Here is a 21968-nt window from a genome sequence, read left to right on the forward strand (position 1 = left end):
CCTCCCCCTGGGGAGCTTCGGCATTCCCGCCCGCCGCCGGCCCGCGATGGGGCACGGACACCGCGCTCCGCCGAGCGCGGCGGGAACCAGGGGGAGGGGCTGTTCGTCGTAGAAGGGACGGCCACAGGGAAGGGGATGCGATGCTGCTGCTCCTCACCCATGTGCTGGCCGCCGCCCTCTTCGGCCCCGACCTGGTCCCCGGCGGCGTGCTCGACGCTGTCGGCGGGCTGACCGGGCTGGGCGGGGCCGCACTGCTGGCCGCGGTCGCCGTCGGCGCCGCGCTGGTCCTGGTCGCCCTGCGCGGTCACCCGCCGGAGTGCACCGGGTCGGCTGCGTCGGCCGAAGAGTCCTGGCTGCGCCGCTCCGCGCGCCGCCCGGTGCCGCCCGCTGCGGCGCCCGACACCCCGGGAAAGCCCCGTCCCCGAGCCCCCGGCGCCGCGCTCGCGGCCGCCTGAGCCGGCCGCGCCTGCCGCGTCCGACCACCCCCGCCGGAGGTCTCCGGCCCTGCCTCGAGGGGCTCTTCCACCGTGTACACCTTTGCACCCATTGCGGCCGCCATCGGCTTCGCCGCCACGGTCACCACCGTGCTGACCGCCCTGTTCGCCCCGATCGCCGGAGCGTCGGCCGCCGCCCTGGCCGTCGTCGCCCTCACCGTCCTGGTGCGCCTCGCCGTGCACCCGCTGAGCCGCGCCGCCGTGCGCGGTGAGAAGCAGCGCGCCCGGCTCGCCCCGGAGATGCGCCGCATTCAGGAGAAGCACGCCGGCAACCCGCAGCGCCTCGCTGAAGCGCAGCAGCAGCTCTTCCAGAAGGAGGGCACCACGCCGCTCGCCGGGTGCCTGCCGATGCTCGCCCAGACGCCGGTGTTCCTCGTGCTCTACGGGCTCTTCATCAGCCCGGAGGTCAGCGGCGGACCGAACACCCTGCTCGCGGAGACACTGGCCGGGGTTCCGCTCGGCGACACGCTCTCCGCCGCGGCCGGCGGCTCCGGCATCGCGGGCGCGGCCGTGTTCGCGGTCCTGATGGCGGTGGCCGCGGCCGCGGCGTGGGGCACCCGGCAGTGGCTCACGCTGCCGGCGATGCAGCAGAACGCGGCCGGGCCGGCGGGCGCCGGCCAGCCGCAGCTGCCCGGCATGGGGGTGATGACCTACCTGCCGTTCATGACGGTGGCGATCGTCGCCTTCGTGCCGCTCGCCGCCGGCCTGTACCTCGCCACGTCGACGGTGTGGAGCCTGGCCGAGCGCCTCTACCTGCGGGCGGCCATCACCGTCTGAGGCGCCGGGCCGGCGTGCGGTGCCCGCGGGCGCGGCCGGCTCCAGCGCAGACGTCAGTCGAGGTTCACGTTGGCGCAGGCCAGGCGGTCGCCGGCCATGCCGGCTTCGCCGTCGGCGGTCTTGGTGTGCTCGGCGTGGATCACCAGCGACTGCATCTCGCCGGCCCGCGGCGCCCAGTCGACGCCGGTGTCGGAGTCGGCGCTGCCGTCGGCGTCGGTGGCGAAGTCGAGCCAGACCTCGTTGTCGTCGTTGGCGTAGGCCGGGTCGGTCGACGGCTGCTCCGGGTCCTCCTTGTCCTGGTAGTGCGGACCGGAGTCGTCGGGGTTCTCGCCGCACGGCTCGGTGTGCATGTGCGCGCCGAACTTGCGGTCCGGCTCCAGCCCGGCCACGGTGAGCTCGAACTCGGTCTCGGTGCCCTCGGCGCCGCCGCCGGTTCCGGCGCTGCTCTCCTCGCCGCCATGGCCTTCGTGTCCGTCGTCCTGACGGGGCGCGCGGGCGTCGTCCCCGTCGTCCCCGCCCTCGTCGGGGTCGTCGGAGATGACGAGCTTGACCGTCGACCCGGCCGGCACGGCCTCGGTGTCGTAGGTGACGGCCGTCGCGCCGTCAGAGTACTCGGTGAACTCCTCGGAGACGTCGGCGAGCACCTTCGCTTCCGGCGACGCCTCCTCCGGCGCGTTCTCCTCGGCCGACGCCCCGCCGAGGTCGTCGGTCCCGTCGTCTCCCTGGTCGTTCCCGCTGCATCCCGCCAGCAGCGGGAACACCATCAGTGCGGCCATAGTCCTGGTGCGGAGCACGTCTGACACCCCCGGGTCGTGGTCGTCCGCCCAAGCTACCCAAAGTGACGCGGAGAATACAGGGTGTCGGCTGCGGGCTGCGGGCTGCGGGCCGCGGGGGCAGCCCCGCTCCGGCGCCCCTGCTCAGCGGTGCAGGGTAGGCGCGGAGTCTCCGGAGGGGGAGAAGAAGTCGCGGAAGGTGAAGGCGGCGGGGGTCGGGCCCTGGGTGCGGAGGGCGTGCAGCCGTTCGCCGGCCTCGCCGGTGCCGGGGCGGTGGCCGGCCGGAACCCACCACAGGACGGAGGCGACCTCGTCGGGGTGGTGGAACCACTCGCGGCGGCGGCGCAGGTAGTCGAGGTGGAGGGTGCGGTAGGTGAAGTTCCACAGGGAATCGCGGTCTTCCCAGGTGGAGAGGTTGATCAGGATGTCCGGACCGAACGGCCGGGACTCCGTGGCGTCGTCGCGCCCGCCCTCGATGAACCGCCAGACGAACCCCGGCGCCGCGTCGGCGAGGGCGTTGACCGGCGCCAGGCCCTCCGTGAAGTCGGCCATCCCGGCTGCGTCACGCGGCGCCCGGAACGCGCCGACGTTGAGTTGGGCCAGGTGGAACCGGTGCTCGGCAGGGGCGTGCGCGGAACTCGTGTCGGTGCTCATGGCGGTAGCCAAGCACGCGGCGGATTCTAGTTCAATGATTATTTTTTTAGAAGTCGGACCGGGCCGCGTTCAGCAGTGCTCTCCGCCGACCGCCGAGACGGTGACGCAGCAGCCCTCCGGCGCCGGGTCCATCCGGGCGGTGAAGCGGCCCGTTCCCTCGACCATCCCGCGCAGCAGCTCCAGGTTCATGGCGCAGGCGAGGGGCGGGTGCGTCGACGCAAGGGCGTGGAAGGGGCAGTTCCGCAGCCGCAATCCGGCCCCGGTGCCGTCGGCCGCCGGCGCGTAGCCCGCGTCGGCCAGCGGCGCGGCCAGCTCGGTCAGGGTCCGGCATCCGGCGACCGCGGGGGCGCGCCGCTCGCCGTGCGCGCGGGCCGCCGCGTGCAGGGCCTCCTCAGCTCCCGCGTGCTCGACCGCGTCGGCCAGGATCCCTGCTGCCGACGCATAGTCGCGCGGCGGCACGGAGACGGCGACCTCGCCCGGGGCGCGCCGGTAGAACTTGGCGGGGCGGCCCGACCCCGGGCCGGTGCGCCCGGACGCCTTCCGCTCGTCCACCGCCAGCAGGCCGGCCGAAACGAGCTTGTCCAGGTGGAACGCTGCCAGCGCAGCGCCGACCCCGGCCGCCTCGGACGCTGCCGCGCGGGTCGCCTCGCCGTGTTCCACCACGTGCTCGTAGAGGCGCTGGCGCAGCGGGTCGGCGAGCAGGCCCGCCGCCTCCAGCGCGGCGGGGCCTGCGGTCACATCGTCCATGGCCCCATTCTCGCCCCGGGGCGCGTTGGCCGGGCAACCGGACGCCACCCGCCACGCACGCTCTGACCCGCCGGGACCGCCGCCCGGCGGGTGCGGGGCGGCTGCCGCGTACGGTGGGACTGCGGCGGCCGGCCGGGCGCCGTCCGGGAGCGGAGCAGGCGGCAGGACGGGTGGCAGCGGGGACATGCGGACCATCAGGACCGGTGGCGCAGTGGAGCTGGAGATCCGCAAGTCGCGGTTTCTCTGCGCCATGGAGCGGGTGGCCGACGAGGAGGCGGCGCGGGAGTTCATCGCCCAGCGCCGCCGGGCGCACTGGAGCGCGAACCACAACTGCACCGCCTACATTCTCGGCGACGACGCCGAGATCCAGCGCTCCAGCGACGACGGCGAACCCTCCGGCACCGCCGGCGTGCCCATGCTGGAGGTCCTGCGCCACCGCGGGATCACCGACGCCGTCGCCGTCGTCACCCGCTACTTCGGCGGGATCAAGCTCGGCGCGGGCGGGCTGATCCGCGCCTACGGGGGCGCCGTGTCGGCCGCCGTCGACGAGCTCGGCGTCCTGGAGCGGCGCACCCTCGCCGTGGTCGCGGTGATGGCGGACTACCTGCGGGCGGGGCGCCTCGAAAGCGATCTGCGCTCCTCCGGATACACGGTGCGCAATGTCGAATACGGCGCCGACGTGCGCATCGACGTCGCCCTGCCCGAAGAGCAGCTGCCCGCGTTCGAGGCGTGGCTGGCCGAGGCGACCGCGGGCGAGGCGGTCTGCGAACGGGTCGGTGCCGCCCGGGTCGAAGTGGCTCCCGATACGGGCTGAACGGTGGGCCCCGGGGCTGCGCGTCGGCGGTACCGGAGCGGGCACAACCCTGGGTGACGGGCCCGCCCGGGGGCGCGCTGCGCTACCGTCGCGGCCGGAGTGAGTCGTTTCGACCGGACGGCGGCGGAGCGCGGATACCGCGCCGCGGCCAGAGCCGGGCACCGGAGGAGGTGGCCATGCCGACCGTGCGCGCAGCGGCGCCGGTGGTCGCCGCGGTGCTGCTGGCCGCGGGCTGCTCCGGGCCGGAGGCGGGCGGGGACGACCCGTCGCCGCAGCCGCTTCCCACCGCGTTCGGGGGAGAGGCACCGCCCGGCGTCGGCACCGAAGTGGTGCGCTACCTGCACGGTCCCGGAGCGGAAGCCCCCGACATCGTCTCCGACGAGCGCGGCATCCGCATCACGGCGTTCGGATCCGCCTTCCTGATCAGCGCCAACAGCGCGGAGCGGCACGCGGTCCAGCGCGCGGCCGACGGGGACGTGCTGTGGGAGGGCGAGCTGCGGGTGGACGGCTTCCTGCCGCCGCCCGAGCCGGGCGGCCCGCCGGAACTGCGGCTGTCCGGGGAGGGCGGCGCGGGCCTGGTCGTCGGCGACGACGGCGAGGTCCGGTGGGAGGGCGCGAGCGCGCGCGACGACTACGTGGCGGGACTGTCGGTGACCCGCCCTGAGGGCTGGTCCCCGGAGGAGCCGCACGGCGAGTTCACCGTCGACCCGGGCGACGGGGCCGACCCGTGGACGTTCGCGTTCACCCCGCCCGAGGACGGCGGGGACGGCGGCAGTGGCGGCGGCGAGGCCCCGTCGCCCTCACCCGATCCGGACGACCCCGCCCAGCAGGTGCCGGAAGCCGCCCCGGACCCGGACCGGATGGGCGTCCCGGTGGGGGCGGGCAGCGGTGTGGTGCTGCTCGACGACGGCGCCGGACTGCTCCAGGCCCGGGCGACCGGCGCCGGCGCCACCGGCGGCGAGGAGCCCGGCACCGAGCTGTGGAACTACACCGGCGACGATCCCGACCTGCTCGGCGAAGGGGCGATCCCGCGCGCCCGCCCGGAGGTCGTCGGCGTCTACCGGGTGCCCGAGGAGCCGGGGGCCGATGCGGCGGCGGACCGCTCCACCGGCTCGCCGGAGCCTGCGGCCGACGAGAGCGCGGAGGAGAGCGGTTCGCCCGGGGCGGATGCGCCGAGTGGCGGCGCGGACGGGGACGGCAGCGGCGACGAGAGCGCGGGCGGGTCCGACGCCGTCCTGCTCCGCTGGTCCCGGCCCGAGGAGCCGTCCCTGCTCTCCCTGCACGACCTGGAGACCGGCGACATCCGGTGGACCCTCGCCGAACCCGGTGCCAACCCCGGCGAGCCGGACTTCGCGCTGCGCCCGCTGCCCGGCACCGTCTTCGACCCGGAGACGGGCACCCTCCTGGTGCCGCAGGCCGGCGGAGCGACGCCGATGATCGCGGTCGACACCGCGACCGGTGCGCAGCTGTGGGAGTTCGGCGGCGACGACGAGCGGGCGATGACCCCGGTGTTCGCGGCCGCCGGGCAGGTCTACGCCGACGCCCGCGGCCCGGAGGACGACGGCACCGCGCAGGTGGTCTTCGACGCACCGACCAAGGACGTCCGCTCCGACGGCCTCGACGCCTACGTCGAAGCGATCAGCTCCGACGGTTACGCCATCGTCGCCGCCGACCGCCAGCGGTTCGTCTTCGCCCCGCCTCCCGGCTCCGCGCCCGGTCCCGGCGGCGAACGTGAAGAGGGCGGCTGACGGCGCGGTGCGCCGAGTCGCCCGGCGCCGCGCGTGCCGCGCCGGGCGCCGGGCCGGCCGCTCCGGTCCGGCCTTCGGCCGCCGCCCTGCTTCCTTGCGCCGCCCCCCCCGGAATCCGACCGTGTCCCGCTGACCGGAAGGGGGCACCGGACGGCCCTGCCGGGGCAGCGCGGCGCTCCTCGCGGTCGGAGAAACGCGCTGAACAGGGGGTTTGTCGCGATGGCGGTGCGCCGTTCCGAGTGACGCAGCACACTTCGGCGCGCCGTCCGGGGGGCCCGGAGCGGGGATGGCCGAACGGCGCTCTATAGCATCCGACTATGGAGACGCCGGAAAGTCGGGAGGCGCTCGGGGCGGGATTCCCCGCCGCGACGCGCGCAGAATGGCGCGAGCGCGTCGCCGCCGTGCTGGAGAAGAGCGGAGTGGACGCCGACGCCTCGGAGCCGGAAGCGCTCCTCGCGTCGGCCACCTATGACGGGATCACCGTCAGCCCCCTCTACACCGAAGAGGACGGCTTCGACTCCGGCTTCCCCGGGCTGGCCCCGTTCACCCGCGGCGCCCGGGCCGACGGCAGTGTCCGGTCCGGCTGGCAGGTCCGCCAGCTGCACGCCGACCCCGATCCGGCCGCCGCCCGCCGCGCCGTCCTCGCCGACCTGGAGAACGGGGTCGGCGCCCTCTGGCTGCGGCTCGGCGACGGCGCCCTGCCGGTGTCCGGGCTCCGCGAGGCGCTCACCGACACCTATCTCGACATGGCGCCCGTCCACCTCGACGCCGGCGCCGACTACGCGGCGGCGGCCGACGAGTTCCTCACCCTGTGCAGTGAGCGGGAGCTGCCGGACTCCGCCCTCCAGGGCGGCCTCGGCATCGACCCGCTGGGCACCGCCGCCCGCACCGGCGCACCCGCCGCCGTTGAGCCGGCCGCCGCGGCCGCCGCCGGATACGCCGCCGGCCGCCCCGGACTGCTGCTGATGGCCGCCGATGCCACCCCGGTGCACGATGCCGGGGGCTCGGAGGCCCAGGAGCTCGGCACGGCCGTGGCCGCGGGCGTCGCCTACCTGCGCGCGCTCACCGAGGCGGGGCTCGGCCTGGACGAGGCCGCCCGCCGGGTGGAGTTCCGGATCTCCGCCTCCGACGACCAGTTCCTCACCATCGCCAAGCTGCGCGCGGCCCGCTCCATGTGGGCCCGCGTCCTCGACGCGTGCGGCCTGGCCGGCGGGGACGCGGGCGGTGCTGCTCCGCCGATGCGGCTGCACGCCGTTACGTCGGCGGCGATGATGACCCGCCGCGACCCCTACGTGAACATGCTCCGCACGACCCTCGCCTGCTTCGCGGCCGGGGTGGCCGGCGCCGACGCCATCACGGTGCGGCCGTTCGACACCGCCCTCGGGCTGCCCGACGGCTTCGCCCGCCGGATCGCCCGCAACACCCAGACCCTGCTCATCGAGGAGTCGCACGTCGCCCGCGTCATCGACCCGGCCGGCGGCGCCTACCTCGTCGAGCGGCTCACCGCCGACCTGCACGACCAGGGCTGGGCCTTCCTGCAGGAGATCGAGGCCCAGGGCGGCATCGCCGAGGCGCTCGCCTCCGGCGCGGTGCGCCGCGCCGTCGACGGCGTGTGGGAGCGGCGGCGCGCCGCCATCGCGCACCGCACCGACCCGATCACCGGCGTCAGCGAATACCCCGACGCGGCCGAGGTCCTGCTGAGCCGCCCGGCGCCGCCCGGAACGCCTGCACCGCGGGTGCCCGAGGCGGCGCTGCCCGCGCGCCGCTACGGCGCCGAATACGAGGAGCTGCGCGACGCGGCCGAGCAGCATGCCGCCGCCACCGGCAGCCGTCCGCGGGTCTTCCTCGCCACGCTCGGCCCGGTCGCCGCGCACACCGCGCGCGCCTCCTACGCCGCCAACCTCTTCACCGCCGGCGGTATCGAGCCGGTCGGCGGGGCCGGGGCGGACGGCCCAGCCGAGGCCGCGCAGAACTTCGCCGCCAGCGGTGCGGCCGTCGCCTGCGTGTGCTCCTCCGACGCCGTCTACACCGAGCACGCCGCGGCCGCCGCCGCGGCCCTGAAGGACGCCGGCGCGGTGCGGGTGCTGCTCGCCGGGGAACGGGTAGAGGAGTACGCCGACGCGGGGGTCGATGACTTCCTCCACCGGGGATCGGACGCACTCGGACTGCTGGCCAGCCTGCACGCGACACTGGGGGTGGGACGATGAGCCACGACACCGGGGACGGCGCCCCGAGAGCGGGCGCGCACCCGGCGGGACGCGCCGCCATCCCGGACTTCAGCACCGTGCCTCCCGGCAGCCCCGCGGCGCCCGCCGGGGCGGCCGCCGCCGCAGGCGGCACCGCGTGGGGCGAGGCGCTGGCCGAAGCGACCGGCAAGGGCCCCGACGCGCTCGTCTGGGAGACGCCCGAGGGCATCGGGGTGAAGCCGCTCTACACCCCGCAGGACCGCGAGGGCCTCGACTTCACCGCCGGCTATCCGGGGATCGCGCCCTACCTGCGCGGCCCCTACCCGACGATGTACGTCAACCAGCCCTGGACGGTGCGCCAGTACGCCGGCTTCTCCACGGCCGCCGACTCCAACGCCTTCTACCGCAGGAACCTCGCCGCGGGCCAGAAGGGCCTGTCCGTCGCCTTCGACCTGGCCACCCACCGCGGCTACGACTCCGACCATCCGCGCGTGGCCGGCGACGTCGGCATGGCCGGGGTCGCCATCGACTCCCTCTACGACATGCGCCAGCTGTTCGACGGCATCCCGCTGGACCGGATGAGCGTGTCGATGACCATGAACGGCGCCGTCCTTCCGGTGATGGCGCTCTACATCGTCGCCGCCGAAGAGCAGGGCGTGCCGCCGGAGAAGCTCGCCGGGACCATTCAGAACGACATCCTCAAGGAGTTCATGGTCCGCAACACCTACATCTATCCGCCGCAGCCGTCGATGCGGATCATCTCCGACATCTTCGCCTTCACCTCGCAGAAGATGCCGCGCTTCAACTCGATCTCGATCTCCGGCTACCACATGCAGGAGGCCGGGGCGACGGCTGACCTGGAGCTCGCCTACACGCTGGCGGACGGGGTCGAGTACATCCGGGCCGGCCGGGACGCGGGCCTGGGCGTCGACACGTTCGCGCCGCGGCTCTCGTTCTTCTGGGCCATCGGGATGAACTTCTTCATGGAGGTGGCCAAGCTGCGCGCGGCACGGCTGCTCTGGTCGGAGCTGGTCGCCGGGTTCGGTGCGGAGAACCCCAAGTCGCTGTCGCTGCGCACCCACTCGCAGACGTCCGGCTGGTCGCTGACCGCGCAGGACGTGTTCAACAACGTGGTGCGCACCTGCGTTGAGGCGATGGCCGCCACCCAGGGCCACACCCAGTCGCTGCACACCAACGCGCTCGACGAGGCGCTCGCACTGCCCACCGACTTCTCCGCGCGCATCGCCCGCAACACGCAGCTGCTGCTGCAGCAGGAGTCCGGCACCACCCGCTCGATCGACCCGTGGGGCGGCAGCCACTACGTCGAGCGGCTCACCGCCGACCTCGCGCTGCGCGCCCGCGCGCACATCCGCGAGGTGGAGGAGGCCGGCGGCATGGCGGCCGCGATCGACGCCGGCATCCCGAAGATGCGCATCGAGGAGGCCGCCGCGCGCGCCCAGGCCCGGATCGACTCGGGCCGGCAGCCCGTCGTCGGCGTCAACAAGTACCGCCCGGACACCGGCGACGACATCGACGTCCTCAAGGTCGACAACTCCAAGGTGCGCGCCGAGCAGCTGGAGAAGCTGCGCCGGCTCCGCGCGGAGCGCGACGAGGGGGAGACGCGCGCAGCGCTGGACCGGCTCGCCGCGGCCGCCGCCGCGGAGCCCGGTCCGGGGCTGGAGAACAACCTGCTCGCCGCAGCCGTCGGCGCGGCCCGCGCCAAGGCCACCGTCGGCGAGATCTCCGACGCCATGGAGCGGGTCTTCGGCCGCCACTCCGGCCAGATCCGTACCATCCAGGGGGTGTACCGGGACGAGGCGTCCAGTTCGAAGGGGGCGGTGCGTGCCATGGAGGCGGTCGCCGCGCGGGTGTCCGCGTTCGAGGAGGCAGAGGGGCGCCGGCCGCGCATCCTGGTCGCGAAGATGGGCCAGGACGGCCACGACCGCGGCCAGAAGGTCATCGCGACCGCCTTCGCCGACCTCGGCTTCGACGTCGACGTCGGCCCGCTGTTCTCCACGCCGGACGAGGTCGCCGCGCAGGCGGCCGAGGCCGATGTGCACATCATCGGCGTCTCGTCGCTGGCCGCCGGGCACCTCACGCTGGTGCCGGCCCTGCGCACGGCACTGGCCGAGCAGGGCCGCGAGGACGTGATGGTGGTCGTCGGCGGCGTCGTCCCGCCGGCCGACTTCGACGCGCTGCGCGAGGCCGGCGCGGCCGCGATCTTCCCGCCGGGAACCGTGATCGCCGAGGCCGCCGCCGACCTCCTCGACCGGCTCGCGGCCTCCCTCGGGCACGCCGCGGCCGCGGACGGAGCGGAAGGCGGCAGCGGTACCGGGCAGAGCGCCGGGGCGGCCCGCGCCGCGGGCGGCGAGGGCTGAGCGGTGCCGCGCCCGATCGACGTCGCCGCGCTCGCCGACGGGGTCCTGTCCGGGCACCGGGCCACCCTCGCGCGCGCCGTCACGCTGGTGGAGTCGCGCCGCCCGGACCACGCGGCGGCCGCACAGGAGCTGCTGGTGAAGCTGCTCCCGCACGCCGGCGGTGCGCACCGCGTCGGCATCACCGGGGTTCCGGGCGTGGGAAAGTCCACATTCATCGACGCGCTCGGCACCCGGCTCACCGGCGGAGGCCACCGGGTGGCGGTGCTCGCCGTCGATCCGTCGTCGACCCGCACCGGCGGCAGCATCCTCGGCGATAAGACGCGGATGCAGCACCTCGCGGTGGACCCGGCGGCCTTTGTCCGGCCCTCGCCCGCCGCCGGCACGCTGGGCGGGGTCGCGCGCGCCACCCGCGAGACGATGGTGCTGATGGAGGCGGCCGGCTACGACGTCGTTCTGGTCGAGACGGTCGGCGTCGGCCAGTCCGAGGTGGCGGTCGCCGCGATGGTCGACTGCTTCGTCTTCCTCACCCTGGCCCGCACCGGCGACCAGCTGCAGGGCATCAAGAAGGGCGTGCTGGAGCTCGTCGACGTGGTGGCGGTGAACAAGGCCGACGGGCCGCACGCCGCGGACGCGCGCACGGCCGCGCGCGAGCTGTCCCGCGCGCTGCGGCTGCTGCGGCCGGTGCACGAGGAGTGGACACCGCCCGTGCTGACCTGCAGTGCGGTCACCGGAGACGGGCTGGACGCGGTGTGGGATGCGGTGCGCGGCCACCGCGCGGCGCTGGCAGAGACCGGCGCCTTCGAGGAGAAGCGCGCCCGACAGCAGGTCGACTGGATGTGGTCGCAGGTCCGCGACCGCCTCTTCGACCAGCTGACCCGCGCCGGCGGCGTCCGCGCGGTCCTGCCCGGCCTGGAGGACGAGGTCCGCTCCGGCGCCCTGACGGCAACGCTCGGCGCCGAGCGGATCCTCCGCGCCTTCACCGAGGGCGCAGGGGGAGCAGACGGCACGGGAGCCGCAGCGGGGCCGGGTGGTGCCGACGGCGCACCCGGGGAATGCGGGTCCGGGCGGTGAAGGCTCCGCCGCCTGTGCGGGCGGGCGGCCGGCGGGTGCGGATCGGATTCTGCGGGGCGCTGCTGACATCGGATGTGTCGGACAGCCTCGGGCGATCAGGGGGAAACGGCTGAGGCCCCGGCGTAGGGGACGGTATCGTGCCGTAGAGGGTTCACCACGGCGCGCCGCACGGCGCATCCGCGCCGCGGCGGTCCCGACAGCGGCCGCACCGCACCGCCGCCCATCCGAGGTGGTCGGCGGAGGCCGAACGGGGTTGTCCCGGACGGTTTCGCGACTCGTGGTCGAAAATAGTGTCAGCATCGGCATTCCCGAGACGCCGATCTGCTAATACCGTGTGTGGCTAGGGATGTACGCGCATCCGCCCGCCCCGGACGGCGGCCCCCTCAGGCCGCGGTCGGGGCGCGCGCGTACGGGAGCCCTCCGCCGTCACACGTGGGGCTGGGAGGAGTGAACGTGCACAGGCTTGGGATCGGCACCCGTGTCGAGAACCGCACCGTGGTGGTCACGGTGGAAGGCGACCTCGACATCGCCACCGCGAACGACCTCCAGGAGCAGGCCCTAGCGGCCGTTGAAGATCACGGCCCCTGGCTGATTCTCGACCTGGCCGGCCTGGAGTTCATGGACTCCAGCGGCCTCAACGCCGTCATCCACATCTACCGTGCGGTCAAGGAGCGGGGCGGCAGCCTCGCCCTCGCGGCGCCGAACGAGCGCGTCACCAAGGTGGTCCGCCTGGTCGGCCTGCACCGCCAGGTCCCGGTCCACACCACCGTTCCCACCGCCGTCAGCGCCATGGAAGCCCTCGAGTCCAAGGCGGGCTGACCCCGCCTCGCGTCCGCTGCCCGCCTCATCCGCGCGAGGCGGGCATGAGGTGTGTCTGAGGCCTCAGCCGGAGTCCGCCGCGCGTCCGGCGTCCGGCGTGTTCGCGGCGAGCGCGGCGCGGGCGCGCCGGTGGCGGCGCCGCCGGTCGGCGGCCGACCAGGGGAGGAATACGGCGACTGCGGCTGCCAGCGCGGTCGAGAGGATCCCCTGAAAACTCCAGAAGTCCGCCGCAGCCCAGCGCAGCCCGCCCACCGCGACGCCGGCGCCGAGCAGTACCTGTCCGGCGAAGAACCAGGGGTTGGCGTCCCGCCGCAGGTTCTCCGCGGCGAGTCCGCGGACCGCGGCCGCCTCCTCGTGCGTCTCGGCGCCGGTCCCGTTCTCCAGTGCCTCCCGGGCGCGCTTCTGCGCGTCACCGGGCAGCCGGTCGAACGCGCCGAGCTCGGTCAGGTCCTGGTCCGGTACCCGGTGGCGGCTGCGCCGCGCGAGGCCGGCCGCGAACACCGCGGCCGCCGCTGCGATGCCGGTGAACGAGAGGACGTCGGCGAGCCAGAGGGCCAGCTCCGTGTCCACGGGTGACTCCTTTCGCCGGTTCCACGGCTTCCGCGGGACCGGATCGGGGGTGCGGCGACGGTACCCCGGATGCGCACCGCTCGCAGCGCCCGGGGCACCGGCCGCCGGCGGCCCGCGCGCTGAGGTCTCGCCACTCTGCTCCGGCGGTTCCCTCGTCCGGCGCATCGGCGCATCGGCGCATCGGCGGCAAGCGCCACCCGGGCCCGCCGGTGGCGGCGCGGTCCGCGGACCGGCCCGGGATCGCGACCGCGGAACCGGCACAGGTGCGGAGCGCGGCGAGCACCCCCGCGGACCGGGTGCCCTGCCCAGCCCAGCGGAGTGGAGGGACCGCGGTCCCGGCCGCCAAGACCCGGCCGGCCGCGCGGTACCGGGGCTGACTGTCCGCTCGCGGTTCGTGGCCGCGGCGCGGACTCCCCCGGCACCGCGGGGTGTAGCCGCCCGTGCTGAGCAGGGCGCGCACGCTCCACGCCTCGGGTCCCCGCGTTCTCCACGCGGGGTACTGCTGCCAGGGGGTGGGCGGGGAACGGGGACAGCGTCGCCGTCTCCGTGGCCGTGGCCAGCAGGGGCAGGACGACCGCGAGACAACAGAGCGCGGTGGCGGTAGTCGGCAGGGCCATCAGCGCCGCCCCGTTCCGGGCGGGGCCTCCGCTGGGCGCGAACGCTGGGTCCTGCCGTTCGCGGTTCGCCCTCGTGCAGGTCGGACGGCAGGCGGGAACCAGCGCGGCCCGGGCCCGCCGGTGGCGGCGGGCGGCTGCCTGCCGGGGGAGGCGGACGGCCAGGGCTGCCGGGAGCAGGGCCGGCGCACCCCAGAAACCCCGGAGGGCGGCGCGGATCCAGCGCAGCCCCTGGGGCCGCTTGCACTGAACCGGCGATCCGGGCGGCGGAGTACCGGGGGGGACCGGGGGCGCAGGGGCCCGTGGCAGGGGCGGACCGACGCCTGCTGCGCGATGCCGCCGGGCGCCGCTCGTGAGCGCGAGCCCGGCCCGGCGCTTCCCTGAGCCGGTCGGGCGCCCCGGGCTCGGCCGGTGCCTTCCCATGCGGGGGGGGGGGGCTGCCCGGGTGCTGCCAGCGCCGCGGCAGCGGCGTACCGAGACGCAGGGGAGGCGGGAAGTCCACGCGGCACGGCCGGCGTTCCCGCTTTCCGCCCGGGCCGGGGCGGGGCCGGGGCGGCACTGCGGTGCGCAGGGGGTACCGAGCGGGCGCGGCGGCTACTCGGGAGGGCCCTCGAAGAGGGCGGGGCCCGCCGCAGGGCCGGCTGGGCAGCGGGCTACGCCTCTCCGGCGCGGGCGTCGAGCTCGGCGACCAGCTCCAGCAGCCGCTGCCGCCGGCGGAGCCACAGGAGCCCCAGCCCGGCCTGGAGAAGGCTGATCAGGACCCAGAAGGCGGCGAAGCCGGGGGGACCGAGCCAGAGCACGGCCCCGGCCATCGCCAGGCACACCGCGCCCAGCCCGAAGTAGGGCCAGGGCATCCAGCGCAGCGTGGCGGCCTGGCGGTCCGCCTCGGCGCGCTGGATCGGTGCCAGACCGGGGTCGTCCACCGGCCTGCCTTCCTGGACGGCCCTCTCGACCTGCCGCCGCTGCGGCTCGGGGAGGCCCCGGGCGGGGCGCTGGCCGCGCGCTCGCCGCGCCCGGCGCACCGCCAGTGCCGCGGCCGCGACTACCCCGAACACGAGCACCCCGAAGGCGGTGAAGACAGCGGTCACGGTGTACCTCCTCATTGACGGGCATGGCGGAAGGCGAGGGGGTCCCCTGGGGCGCGAACGCCGCGGGCGGGCCTGCAGGCGGTGCTGGGGAGTGTCGGGCGGGCAGCTGCCGCGACAGACGCCACCCACTCGGCATGCCCTAGCGCTCCACCGGTGCGGACGTGTGCTGCCGCCCGGTGAACGCGGTGAGTTCGGCGGCGGTCGGGGCCGTCCCCGGGCCGGGGCGGGTGACCGAGAACGCCGCCGCGGCGTTCGCCCGCCGTGCGGCGGCGAGCGGGTCCGAGCCATGGTCCAGGGCGGCGATGAGCGTGCCGACGTGGGTGTCGCCGGCGCCGGTGGTGTCCACGGCCGTGACCGGGACACCCGGGATGCGGGCCGGCGGCTCCGTCCCCTGCGCCAGGACGCAGCCCCCGGCGCCGTCGCGGACCGCGGTAAGGCCCCCCGGGCGGATGCGGACGGAGAGCGCCGCCGCCGCGGCGAGCGGGTCGCGGCGGCCGGTCAGCACGGCCGCCTCGGCGGCGTTCGGCGAGAGCACGTCGGTCCGCTGAAGGACGGCGCCGAGCGGTCCGGCGGCCAGCTCGTCGACCACCGGTGCGGGGTCGAAGACGAGCCGGACGCCGTCCGGCAGGTCCGCGATCCACGCGAGCAGCGGATCCAGGGACGGGCCCGGGAGGAGGCTGTAGCCGACCAGGTAGACCGTGTCGTCCGCGGCGGGGCGCAGGGCCGCCAGCTCGGCCGCAGACAGGTCGCTCTCTGCGCCGAGGCTGGTGACGAACGTCGGCTCCGCACCGGGTTCCACCAGCGCCACGCAGAACCCCGTGTCGGCGCCCTGCTTGGGTGCGTGCGCGAGCTCGACGCCTTCCGCCCGCAGCGCAGCCCGGGCCATCTCGCCGTAGGGCCCGGTGCCGTGCGCGCCCGCGTAGACGACGTCCATGCCCGCGCGCTTCGCCGCCGCCATCACGCTGAAGCCGCCGCCGGGCCGGGTCCGCGACGACGTGGCCAGCACCGCGCCGCCGGAGGCGGGCACCGTAGGCACGGTCATGGCGACGTCGGCGATGACGGCGCCGACGTGGACGAGACGGGGCATGGGGGTCCTCTCCGTGTGCGCGGGGGCGTTCCCCCAGCCTCTCAGCCGGCAGCGGCGGCCCCGGTCCGGCTCCCGCCCGGCCCGGTGGCCGCGCATCCGGCCCCGCCCCTGCCGGCTCCGCGGGGCGGCGGGAGCGGCACCGGGGGACCGGTGGTGCAGCTCGGTAGGGTCGCCCCATGGCCACACCCGACTTCATCCTCGAACTGCGCAAGCGCGTGGGGCACGACCTGCTGTTCCTCACCGGCGTCACCGGCGTGGTGATCGCGCCGGACGGCTCGGTCCTGCTGCACCAGCGCGCCGACGACGGCAGCTGGGCGCCGCCGGGCGGCATTCTGGAACCGGGGGAGCAGCCCGCCGCGGCCCTGGTACGGGAGATCCGCGAGGAGACCGGGATCGAGGCGGCGCCGGAGCGGGTGGTCAGCATCGTCACCGAAGAGCCGTTCACCTACGCCAACGGCGACCGGGTCCAGTTCCTCGACGTCGCCTTCCGCTGCAGCCCGCTCGGCGGCGAGCTCCGCACCGACGACGAGGAGACCCTCGACGTCGCCTGGTTCGCCCCCGACGCCCTTCCCGAGCTCAAACCGCACGTGCTCCGCCGCGTCCGCTGCGCCCAGGACGACGCTCCCGCCTACTACGCCGGTCCGGCCACCTGACCGCTCCGCCTGCCGGCCCAGTCCCGGCCGGGCGCAGCACCCCCGGCGGCGGTTCCCCCGGGCCGCCGCGGATACACCGCGGCCGGAACCTGCACGGGCCCTGCCGGGCGGGCCCAGAGCGCTGACGGGGTGCTGCGGCCGCCAGCGGTGCGGGCCGTCGGCCGCGGCGCCGGCCAGCCGGTTGTCCGGATTGCGGCGTTGAGCGCACGCCTTGCGACCGGTGCCCGGCCACAGGGCCGGGTGCCGCGCGCCGCACCGGCCGGAGCTGGTCCGTGAGAGGTCCGGCCGGCGGCTCCGGTGAATTGACGCGGCCGCCTGGGGACCGGCCCGGGGCCGGGCTCGTCCGGCGCTCCGGGATGGGCTGGGGAGCACGCGGCGGAGCCCCTGCAGCGGCGCTGCTGTGCGTGAGACGGGTTCGGCGGGCCGCGCCGGTCCGGGGAGGCTGACCGGCTCCCCGGATCGGCACGGAGGGCCGCGGTGAGGGGTGCCGGGCGGGCAACTGTCCTGCTGCTTCTCGCCCGGCGCGCGCCTCGCGGCGTCTTTCTCTTCTCGGGAGGAAACCCGCCCTGACTCCCTCACCGGCCGTGCGGCGGGTGCACCGCCGACACCGCTCGCGGCAGACGCCACCCACCCAACACGCCTTAGGGAGCGGCTTCCACGGGGTTCCCGGTGCCGTCCTCCGCCAGGGACGCCGCGGGGACCACCTCGACGGTGCCGGCGGTGCCGTCGATGCGGAGGAGGTCGCCGGTGCGGATCTGCCCGGTGGCGTCCGGCACGGCGATCACCGCTGGGATGCCGTACTCGCGGGCCACGGTCGGGCCGTGCGCGATCGTCGAGCCGGTGTCGCTGACCAGCCCCGCCGCGGTCATGAACAGCGGCGTCCAGCCGGGGTCGGTGGTCGGCGCCACCAGGATCTCGCCGGGCTCGACGTGCGCCCCGGACGGGTCGGTGACCACCCGGGCCCTCCCCTCGGCGTATCCGGGCGAGGCCGGCAGGCCGGCGAACCCGTGCTCCGGCGCGGGCGGGCGGGGCGCCGTCGCCGCCAGGTCGGTGCCGTCGCTGAGCAGCAGGCTCGGCACCGATCCGCGGCGCAGCTCGCGGATGTGCGCCCGCTGCCGCTCCGCCACCAGCCCCCTGCGGTCCGCGCCGTCCGCCCCCGCGGCGCGCACCTCGTCCCGGGTGAGGAACATGACGTCCTCGGCGGTGTCCAGCACACCGGCGGCGACCAGCGACTCCCCGGCCAGCACGAGCTGGCGGCGGATCTCGGCGTAGGGCACCAGCCAGGCGAACTTGGCGTACTCCCGCATGCCGGTGAGCTCCCGCGAGCGCTGCATGAGAAAGCGCGCGATCCGCCCACGCACCGGCCGCGCCCGCACCGCGCGGCTGCCCAGCTCCGCCAGCTTCGCCTCCGCGGCGGCCGCGGCCCGGGCGAACCGGCGGTCCGGCGCCTGCTCGGGGTCGTCCAGCTTCAGGTAGTTGGCGATGGTGGCGAACACCGGCGACGGGTCGTCCCGCCAGCGCGGCACGCCGATGTCGACCTCGCCGGCGGTGCGGTGGCCGTAGACGTCCAGGAAGCCGGCCAGCCCGATGTCGGGCAGCTTCCCGCTGCGGTACTGCTCCGCGAGCTCCGCGGGCGGCGTCTCCGCGAACAGCGGGCCGTGCTCCCGCGCGCGCTCCGCGATCCGCCACAGCTCCAGGTTCATTTCCGTGGTGACGTTGTGCGGCATCCCGCCGAGTACCGTGGCGCACTCGTCCTGCGTCGCGACGCCCTTGAGCAGCTGGGTGGGCAGTGTTCCGGCGAGGATTCCGGCGAAGACCGGGCCGATGATGGTGGTGAGGTCGCCGCCGAGCATGACCGGGGTCGCGTCACCGGTGATCCAGTCGAGCCGCTCCGCCGGCGTCCGCGGCCCGTCCGGGCCGGTGAGGGCGCGCAGGTTGCCGGTGGCGCGGTGGGCTGCCGCGCGCGACTCCGCGGGCTTCGCCAGGGACCAGCCGACCCCGGCTGCGAAGGACGGGAGGAGGCGTGCGGCTGCGCCGAGCACGGTGCCGACCGGGAAGGGGCTGCCCCGCCGCGGCGCGAAGCGCGGGTCGGCAAGGACGCGCTGCAGTCCGCTGATCGCCCGCGGACCGTACACCTGCAGCCCTTCGGCCAGCCGGCCGCGGGTGGTGCCGCTGCGCACCATCGCGGAGATGTCCAGGAAGAGCCGGTTGCCGACGCCCACCATGAACGCGTCGCGGGCGTCGGTGTCCACGCCGGCGGCCGTCTTCACCCAGTCCGCCCAGACGCCCTCCATCATCGAGATGCCCATCGGCGTGAAGGGCCGGAGCATGCCCTGCATGCTCCCGACCTCCAGGTAGAGGCGGGGCATGTCCGGCAGGTCCTGCGGCGGCAGCGGGAAGAGCGTAGTGATGGGCCGCGACTGCACGAGCCAGAGCACGCCGTCGCCGTCGTAGGCCCACTCCGCGTCCTGCGGTGCGCCGAAGAGCTCCTCGAGGCGGTGCCCGGCCGCCGCGATCTCGGTCAGCTGCGCCGGGGTGAGGCAGCCTCCGGCGGCTTCCGGAGGTGTGCCGCCGGAGACGGTGTAGTGGTCGGTGCCGGTGGCGCCGTCGACCACCGCGGTCCCCAGCCCGCGGGCAGCGTCGATCACCGCGGTGCTGCGCGATCCGGTGACCGGATCGGCGGTGAAGAGCACGCCGGCGGTCTCGGCGTCCACCATGCGCTGCACGACGACGGCCATCTGCACCTCGGAGCGCGGGATGCCGTTGGCCTCCCGGTAGGCGACGGCGCGGTCGTTGTCGAGCGAGGCCCAGCAGCGCTGGACGGCGTCGGCCACCGCATCGGCGCCCTCGACGTTCAGGTAGGTGTCCTGCTGGCCGGCGAAGCTGGCGTCCGGCAGGTCCTCGGCGGTCGCGCTGGAGCGCACCGCCACCGGGCCCTCGCCCATCCGGACGTAGGCCTCGGTGATCGCATCGGCCGGCACGGTGCCGGACACGGAGGCGGCGGTGGTCACGCAGAACCCGGGCGGGACGCGCTCGCCCGCGGCGGCCATCTCGCCCAGGTTGGCGGCCTTGCCGCCGACGAGTCCGCCCATGGTGCGGCGGACCTCGGACAGATCGACGACGGGCGGCCCGCCGCTCTTTCCGCGGCCGGTGCCCCGGCCCTTCCCCTCGGTCATTCCTCGGCCTCCTGCTTCATCCTCTTCGCGGCTGTGGCGAGCAGTTCCATGGCGCGGAACACCGTGGCGCGCTCGTCCTCCTCAAGGCGGTCCCAGAGCTGCAGCTGGGCGTCGGCGCGCATCCCGTCGATGCGCTGGATCAGTGCGCGGCCCTCGGCGGTGAGGCTGACCCGGCGGACGCGCCGGTCGGCGCCGTCCTCGTCCCGGCTGACCAGCCCGCGGTCGACGAGCTGGTCGACCAGCCGGCTAGTGCGGCTGCGCGACCGCCCCAGCAGGGCGGCAAGACCGGACACCGTGCTCGCGGGGCCGTAGGCGACCACCCGGAGCAGTACGGCGTGGATGAGCCGGAGATCGTCCTCGTCGTGGGTGCGGATGAGCGACGGCAGCAAGTCGCGCTGCATCTCTCCGACGATCTCGATCAGCCGGTCCCGCTCGTCCATGCCTCTCCCGTCCATTGCGCGAACGCATTAGGTGCCCTTTCGCACCAAAATAGGCGCACGCCTCCCGGGCGGCAAGGGGGCCGGCGTCAAGAAGGCGTCAGGAGACCGCCCGGCGGGGGGCCGGGCGGTCGTGCCTGCAGGGGTCAGGGGGCGGCGGGCGCGGGCGCGTGGCGGCGCATCAGCCCGAGGTAGAGCACGCCGCCGAGAAGGGCTCCCGCGATCCAGGCGAAGCCGGACCAGGACTGCAGCGCCGGCACCCACACCGACGCCACCGAGAACGCCGACGCGGTGCAGAAGGCCGCCAGCGCCCGCAGGTTCCAGCCGCTCGTGTAGTGGTAGGCGGCACCGGGCGCCGCCGAATAGAGCGCGTCCAGGTCGAGCCGGCGCCGCCGCACCAGGTAGTAGTCGGCGACGACGATGCCGTACAGCGGTGCCAGCACCGCCCCGAGGGTGTCCACGAACGCCGCGATGCCCACGTCCTCGATGAAGGCCACCCACAGGCCGCCGATCACGAAGCCCACCGCCGCGGTGATCAGGCCGCCGGTCCGCGCCGAGATGCGGGACGGCCACAGGTTCGCCAGCCCGTACGCCGGCGGGACGAAGTTGGCCACCAGGTTGATGCCGACCGTGGCGATGAAGAAGGTGACCGCCGCCGCCACGGTCAGTGCGAGGTTGTCGATCCGGTCGACGATGTCGGCCGGGTTGGTGAGCGCTTCGCCGTAGAGCACCGAGGTGCCCGCGGTGATCACCAGGGTCAGGAATGAGAAGAAGGCCAGGCTCACCGGCAGGCCCCAGAAGTTGCCCCGGCGCATCGCCGTCCCGGTGCGGACGAACCGGGAGAAGTCGCCGTAGTTGACGATCACGGCCGCGAAGTAGGCGACCATCGTCCCGGTCACCGCCGAGAAGGCCGCGATGCTGCCGCCCGGGTAACTGCCCGTGCCCGCGAAGACGGTGCCCAGCTCGCCGAGCAGATCGCCGCCGGCCTTCCACCAGATCAGCGCCATCAGCACGATCATGACGGCATAGACCGCCGGGCCCGCCCAGTTGAGGAACGTGCCGATCCAGCGCATGCCCTTGGCGAACAGCGCCACCTGGAACACGGCGACGATGCAGTAGGCGGCCCAGCCGACCGCGGAGAGGCCGAGGAAGGTGCCCTCCGGTCCGGGCCCGGCGAGCGCGGTGATCAGCAGCGCCACCGCGGTGGAGGCGAAGTAGGACTGCGAGCCGTACCAGAACATCGCGGTGATCGCCCGGATCAGCGTCGGGAACTGGGTGCCCCGGACGCCCATGCTGGCGCGCGCCATCACCGCGTAGGGGATGCCGTACTGCACGCTGGGCTTGCCGACCAGGTTGCACAGCACCATCACGATGAGGCCGGCGAGCACGATGCCGCCGAACACCGCCCAGCCGTTGAGGCCGTAGGCGATGAAGAGCGTCGCGGCCAGCGTGTAGCCGAAGAGGCTCTGGATGTCGTTGGTCCACACGTTGAAGATCTCGAACGCGCCCCAGGAGCGCTTGGCGCGGGGGAGCGGGGCGAGGTCCTCGTTGTAGAGCGCGGGATCGGGGTTGCGCACCGCGGGGTCGGGCGCGTCAGCTGGGGGAGCGGTCTCGCTCACGGAGTCCTCGCAGGGGGTCGGGGACCGGGGGGGGCGAGCAGGACGCGGCCGTGACCGGAGCGTCCTGCTCCGCATCAGCGCGGCGTCATCGGCGCGTGACGTACCGCGAAGCTAGTGCCCGCAGGATCGTTAAGCAATGGCTTCACACGGTTGGCATCGGAGCTTCACGCGGAGCGGCTGCGGCGGCTCCGCCGGCCGCTTCGGCGCCGGCCCCCGCCGGGTGGCCGCCTCCGGCACCGCCGGTCCGGGCGGACGCTACCCCG

18 protein-coding genes are annotated in these 21968 nt (G+C 75.3%); 9 read left to right on the top strand and 9 right to left on the bottom strand.

Annotated features, from left to right (window positions below; genetic code table 11):
* Positions 1–140 precede the first annotated feature (140 nt).
* Together ACYVGT_RS07235 and ACYVGT_RS07240 are read left to right on the top strand one after the other, a co-directional pair.
* A complete protein-coding gene (locus tag ACYVGT_RS07235; protein WP_460855649.1) occupies positions 141–455 on the top strand; it encodes a DUF6412 domain-containing protein in 315 nt (104 codons plus the stop codon).
* Between the two features lie 72 nt (positions 456–527).
* The gene (locus ACYVGT_RS07240) at positions 528–1271 is read left to right on the top strand and encodes a YidC/Oxa1 family membrane protein insertase (RefSeq protein WP_460855650.1); all 744 of its coding nucleotides are present in this window, start codon (positions 528–530) and stop codon (positions 1269–1271) included.
* A gap of 53 nt (positions 1272–1324) precedes the next feature.
* Here the strand turns inward: ACYVGT_RS07240 and ACYVGT_RS07245 are convergent, their stop codons facing one another.
* The 3 genes from ACYVGT_RS07245 to ACYVGT_RS07255 form a co-directional block, all read right to left on the bottom strand.
* The gene (locus tag ACYVGT_RS07245) at positions 1325–2065 is read right to left on the bottom strand and encodes a superoxide dismutase family protein (protein WP_460855651.1); all 741 of its coding nucleotides are present in this window, start codon (positions 2063–2065) and stop codon (positions 1325–1327) included.
* A 123-nt stretch (positions 2066–2188) separates the two neighbouring features.
* Positions 2189–2698, bottom strand: coding sequence for a DUF3291 domain-containing protein (locus tag ACYVGT_RS07250; protein ID WP_460855652.1), 510 nt, complete (start codon positions 2696–2698; stop codon positions 2189–2191).
* A 69-nt stretch (positions 2699–2767) separates the two neighbouring features.
* Complete coding sequence (locus tag ACYVGT_RS07255; protein ID WP_460855653.1) at positions 2768–3445, bottom strand: helix-turn-helix transcriptional regulator; 678 nt, start codon at positions 3443–3445, stop codon at positions 2768–2770.
* Between the two features lie 184 nt (positions 3446–3629).
* Here ACYVGT_RS07255 and ACYVGT_RS07260 point away from each other — a divergent pair, with 184 nt between their 5' ends.
* The 6 genes from ACYVGT_RS07260 to ACYVGT_RS07285 all read left to right on the top strand — a co-directional run bounded on the left by ACYVGT_RS07260 (position 3630) and on the right by ACYVGT_RS07285 (position 12461).
* A complete protein-coding gene (locus tag ACYVGT_RS07260) occupies positions 3630–4259 on the top strand; it encodes a YigZ family protein (protein WP_460855654.1) in 630 nt (209 codons plus the stop codon).
* Positions 4260–4435: 176 nt separating this feature from the next.
* Positions 4436–6007 (top strand): hypothetical protein, encoded by a 1572-nt coding sequence (locus ACYVGT_RS07265; RefSeq protein ID WP_460855655.1) that lies wholly within the window; start codon positions 4436–4438, stop codon positions 6005–6007.
* A 317-nt stretch (positions 6008–6324) separates the two neighbouring features.
* A complete protein-coding gene (locus tag ACYVGT_RS07270; RefSeq protein ID WP_460855656.1) occupies positions 6325–8214 on the top strand; it encodes a methylmalonyl-CoA mutase family protein in 1890 nt (629 codons plus the stop codon).
* Positions 8211–10571: a methylmalonyl-CoA mutase gene (scpA, locus tag ACYVGT_RS07275; protein WP_460855657.1), complete on the top strand. Its 2361-nt coding sequence runs from the start codon at positions 8211–8213 to the stop codon at positions 10569–10571. Before ACYVGT_RS07270 ends, scpA begins: the two co-directional genes overlap by 4 nt.
* A gap of 3 nt (positions 10572–10574) precedes the next feature.
* Positions 10575–11642: a methylmalonyl Co-A mutase-associated GTPase MeaB gene (meaB, locus tag ACYVGT_RS07280; protein ID WP_460855658.1), complete on the top strand. Its 1068-nt coding sequence runs from the start codon at positions 10575–10577 to the stop codon at positions 11640–11642.
* Positions 11643–12095: 453 nt separating this feature from the next.
* The gene (locus ACYVGT_RS07285; protein WP_460855659.1) at positions 12096–12461 is read left to right on the top strand and encodes an STAS domain-containing protein; all 366 of its coding nucleotides are present in this window, start codon (positions 12096–12098) and stop codon (positions 12459–12461) included.
* Between the two features lie 63 nt (positions 12462–12524).
* Here the strand turns inward: ACYVGT_RS07285 and ACYVGT_RS07290 are convergent, their stop codons facing one another.
* The 3 genes from ACYVGT_RS07290 to ACYVGT_RS07300 form a co-directional block, all read right to left on the bottom strand.
* A complete protein-coding gene (locus ACYVGT_RS07290; protein ID WP_460855660.1) occupies positions 12525–13031 on the bottom strand; it encodes a hypothetical protein in 507 nt (168 codons plus the stop codon).
* Between the two features lie 1267 nt (positions 13032–14298).
* Positions 14299–14733 carry a hypothetical protein gene (locus tag ACYVGT_RS07295; protein WP_460855661.1) on the bottom strand — a complete coding sequence of 145 codons (435 nt, stop codon included), beginning with the start codon at positions 14731–14733 and terminating at the stop codon, positions 14299–14301.
* Positions 14734–14872: 139 nt separating this feature from the next.
* Positions 14873–15820 carry a PfkB family carbohydrate kinase gene (locus ACYVGT_RS07300; protein WP_460855662.1) on the bottom strand — a complete coding sequence of 316 codons (948 nt, stop codon included), beginning with the start codon at positions 15818–15820 and terminating at the stop codon, positions 14873–14875.
* Between the two features lie 176 nt (positions 15821–15996).
* On the opposite strand from ACYVGT_RS07300, the gene ACYVGT_RS07305 reads away from it, so the two are divergent.
* A complete protein-coding gene (locus ACYVGT_RS07305; protein WP_460855663.1) occupies positions 15997–16473 on the top strand; it encodes an NUDIX hydrolase in 477 nt (158 codons plus the stop codon).
* A gap of 641 nt (positions 16474–17114) precedes the next feature.
* On the opposite strand, the gene ACYVGT_RS07310 is transcribed toward ACYVGT_RS07305, so the two are convergent.
* The 3 genes from ACYVGT_RS07310 to ACYVGT_RS07320 all read right to left on the bottom strand — a co-directional run bounded on the left by ACYVGT_RS07310 (position 17115) and on the right by ACYVGT_RS07320 (position 21780).
* Positions 17115–19649, bottom strand: coding sequence for a PEP/pyruvate-binding domain-containing protein (locus ACYVGT_RS07310; RefSeq protein ID WP_460855664.1), 2535 nt, complete (start codon positions 19647–19649; stop codon positions 17115–17117).
* On the bottom strand, positions 19646–20089 hold the full coding sequence (locus tag ACYVGT_RS07315) for a MarR family winged helix-turn-helix transcriptional regulator (protein ID WP_460855665.1): 444 nt from the start codon (positions 20087–20089) through the stop codon (positions 19646–19648). The genes ACYVGT_RS07310 and ACYVGT_RS07315 overlap by 4 nt, the downstream gene beginning before the upstream one ends.
* A gap of 143 nt (positions 20090–20232) precedes the next feature.
* Positions 20233–21780 carry an NCS1 family nucleobase:cation symporter-1 gene (locus tag ACYVGT_RS07320; protein WP_460855666.1) on the bottom strand — a complete coding sequence of 516 codons (1548 nt, stop codon included), beginning with the start codon at positions 21778–21780 and terminating at the stop codon, positions 20233–20235.
* Positions 21781–21968: the final 188 nt, after the last annotated feature.

The sequence above is a fragment of the Nocardiopsis coralliicola genome (assembly GCF_054779695.1).

What these genes read in the sequence shown, in the direction of transcription:
- ACYVGT_RS07235 (WP_460855649.1), top strand. Translation starts at nt 141, where the DNA reads ATGCTGCTGCTCCTCACCCATGTGCTGGCCGCCGCCCTCTTCGGCCCC.
- ACYVGT_RS07250 (WP_460855652.1), bottom strand. Translation starts at nt 2,698, where the DNA reads ATGAGCACCGACACGAGTTCCGCGCACGCCCCTGCCGAGCACCGGTTC.
- ACYVGT_RS07255 (WP_460855653.1), bottom strand. Translation starts at nt 3,445, where the DNA reads ATGGACGATGTGACCGCAGGCCCCGCCGCGCTGGAGGCGGCGGGCCTG.
- ACYVGT_RS07260 (WP_460855654.1), top strand. Translation starts at nt 3,630, where the DNA reads ATGCGGACCATCAGGACCGGTGGCGCAGTGGAGCTGGAGATCCGCAAG.
- ACYVGT_RS07265 (WP_460855655.1), top strand. Translation starts at nt 4,436, where the DNA reads ATGCCGACCGTGCGCGCAGCGGCGCCGGTGGTCGCCGCGGTGCTGCTG.
- ACYVGT_RS07270 (WP_460855656.1), top strand. Translation starts at nt 6,325, where the DNA reads ATGGAGACGCCGGAAAGTCGGGAGGCGCTCGGGGCGGGATTCCCCGCC.
- scpA (WP_460855657.1), top strand. Translation starts at nt 8,211, where the DNA reads ATGAGCCACGACACCGGGGACGGCGCCCCGAGAGCGGGCGCGCACCCG.
- ACYVGT_RS07300 (WP_460855662.1), bottom strand. Translation starts at nt 15,820, where the DNA reads ATGCCCCGTCTCGTCCACGTCGGCGCCGTCATCGCCGACGTCGCCATG.
- ACYVGT_RS07305 (WP_460855663.1), top strand. Translation starts at nt 15,997, where the DNA reads ATGGCCACACCCGACTTCATCCTCGAACTGCGCAAGCGCGTGGGGCAC.
- ACYVGT_RS07310 (WP_460855664.1), bottom strand. Translation starts at nt 19,649, where the DNA reads ATGACCGAGGGGAAGGGCCGGGGCACCGGCCGCGGAAAGAGCGGCGGG.
- ACYVGT_RS07315 (WP_460855665.1), bottom strand. Translation starts at nt 20,089, where the DNA reads ATGGACGAGCGGGACCGGCTGATCGAGATCGTCGGAGAGATGCAGCGC.
- ACYVGT_RS07320 (WP_460855666.1), bottom strand. Translation starts at nt 21,780, where the DNA reads ATGCGGAGCAGGACGCTCCGGTCACGGCCGCGTCCTGCTCGCCCCCCC.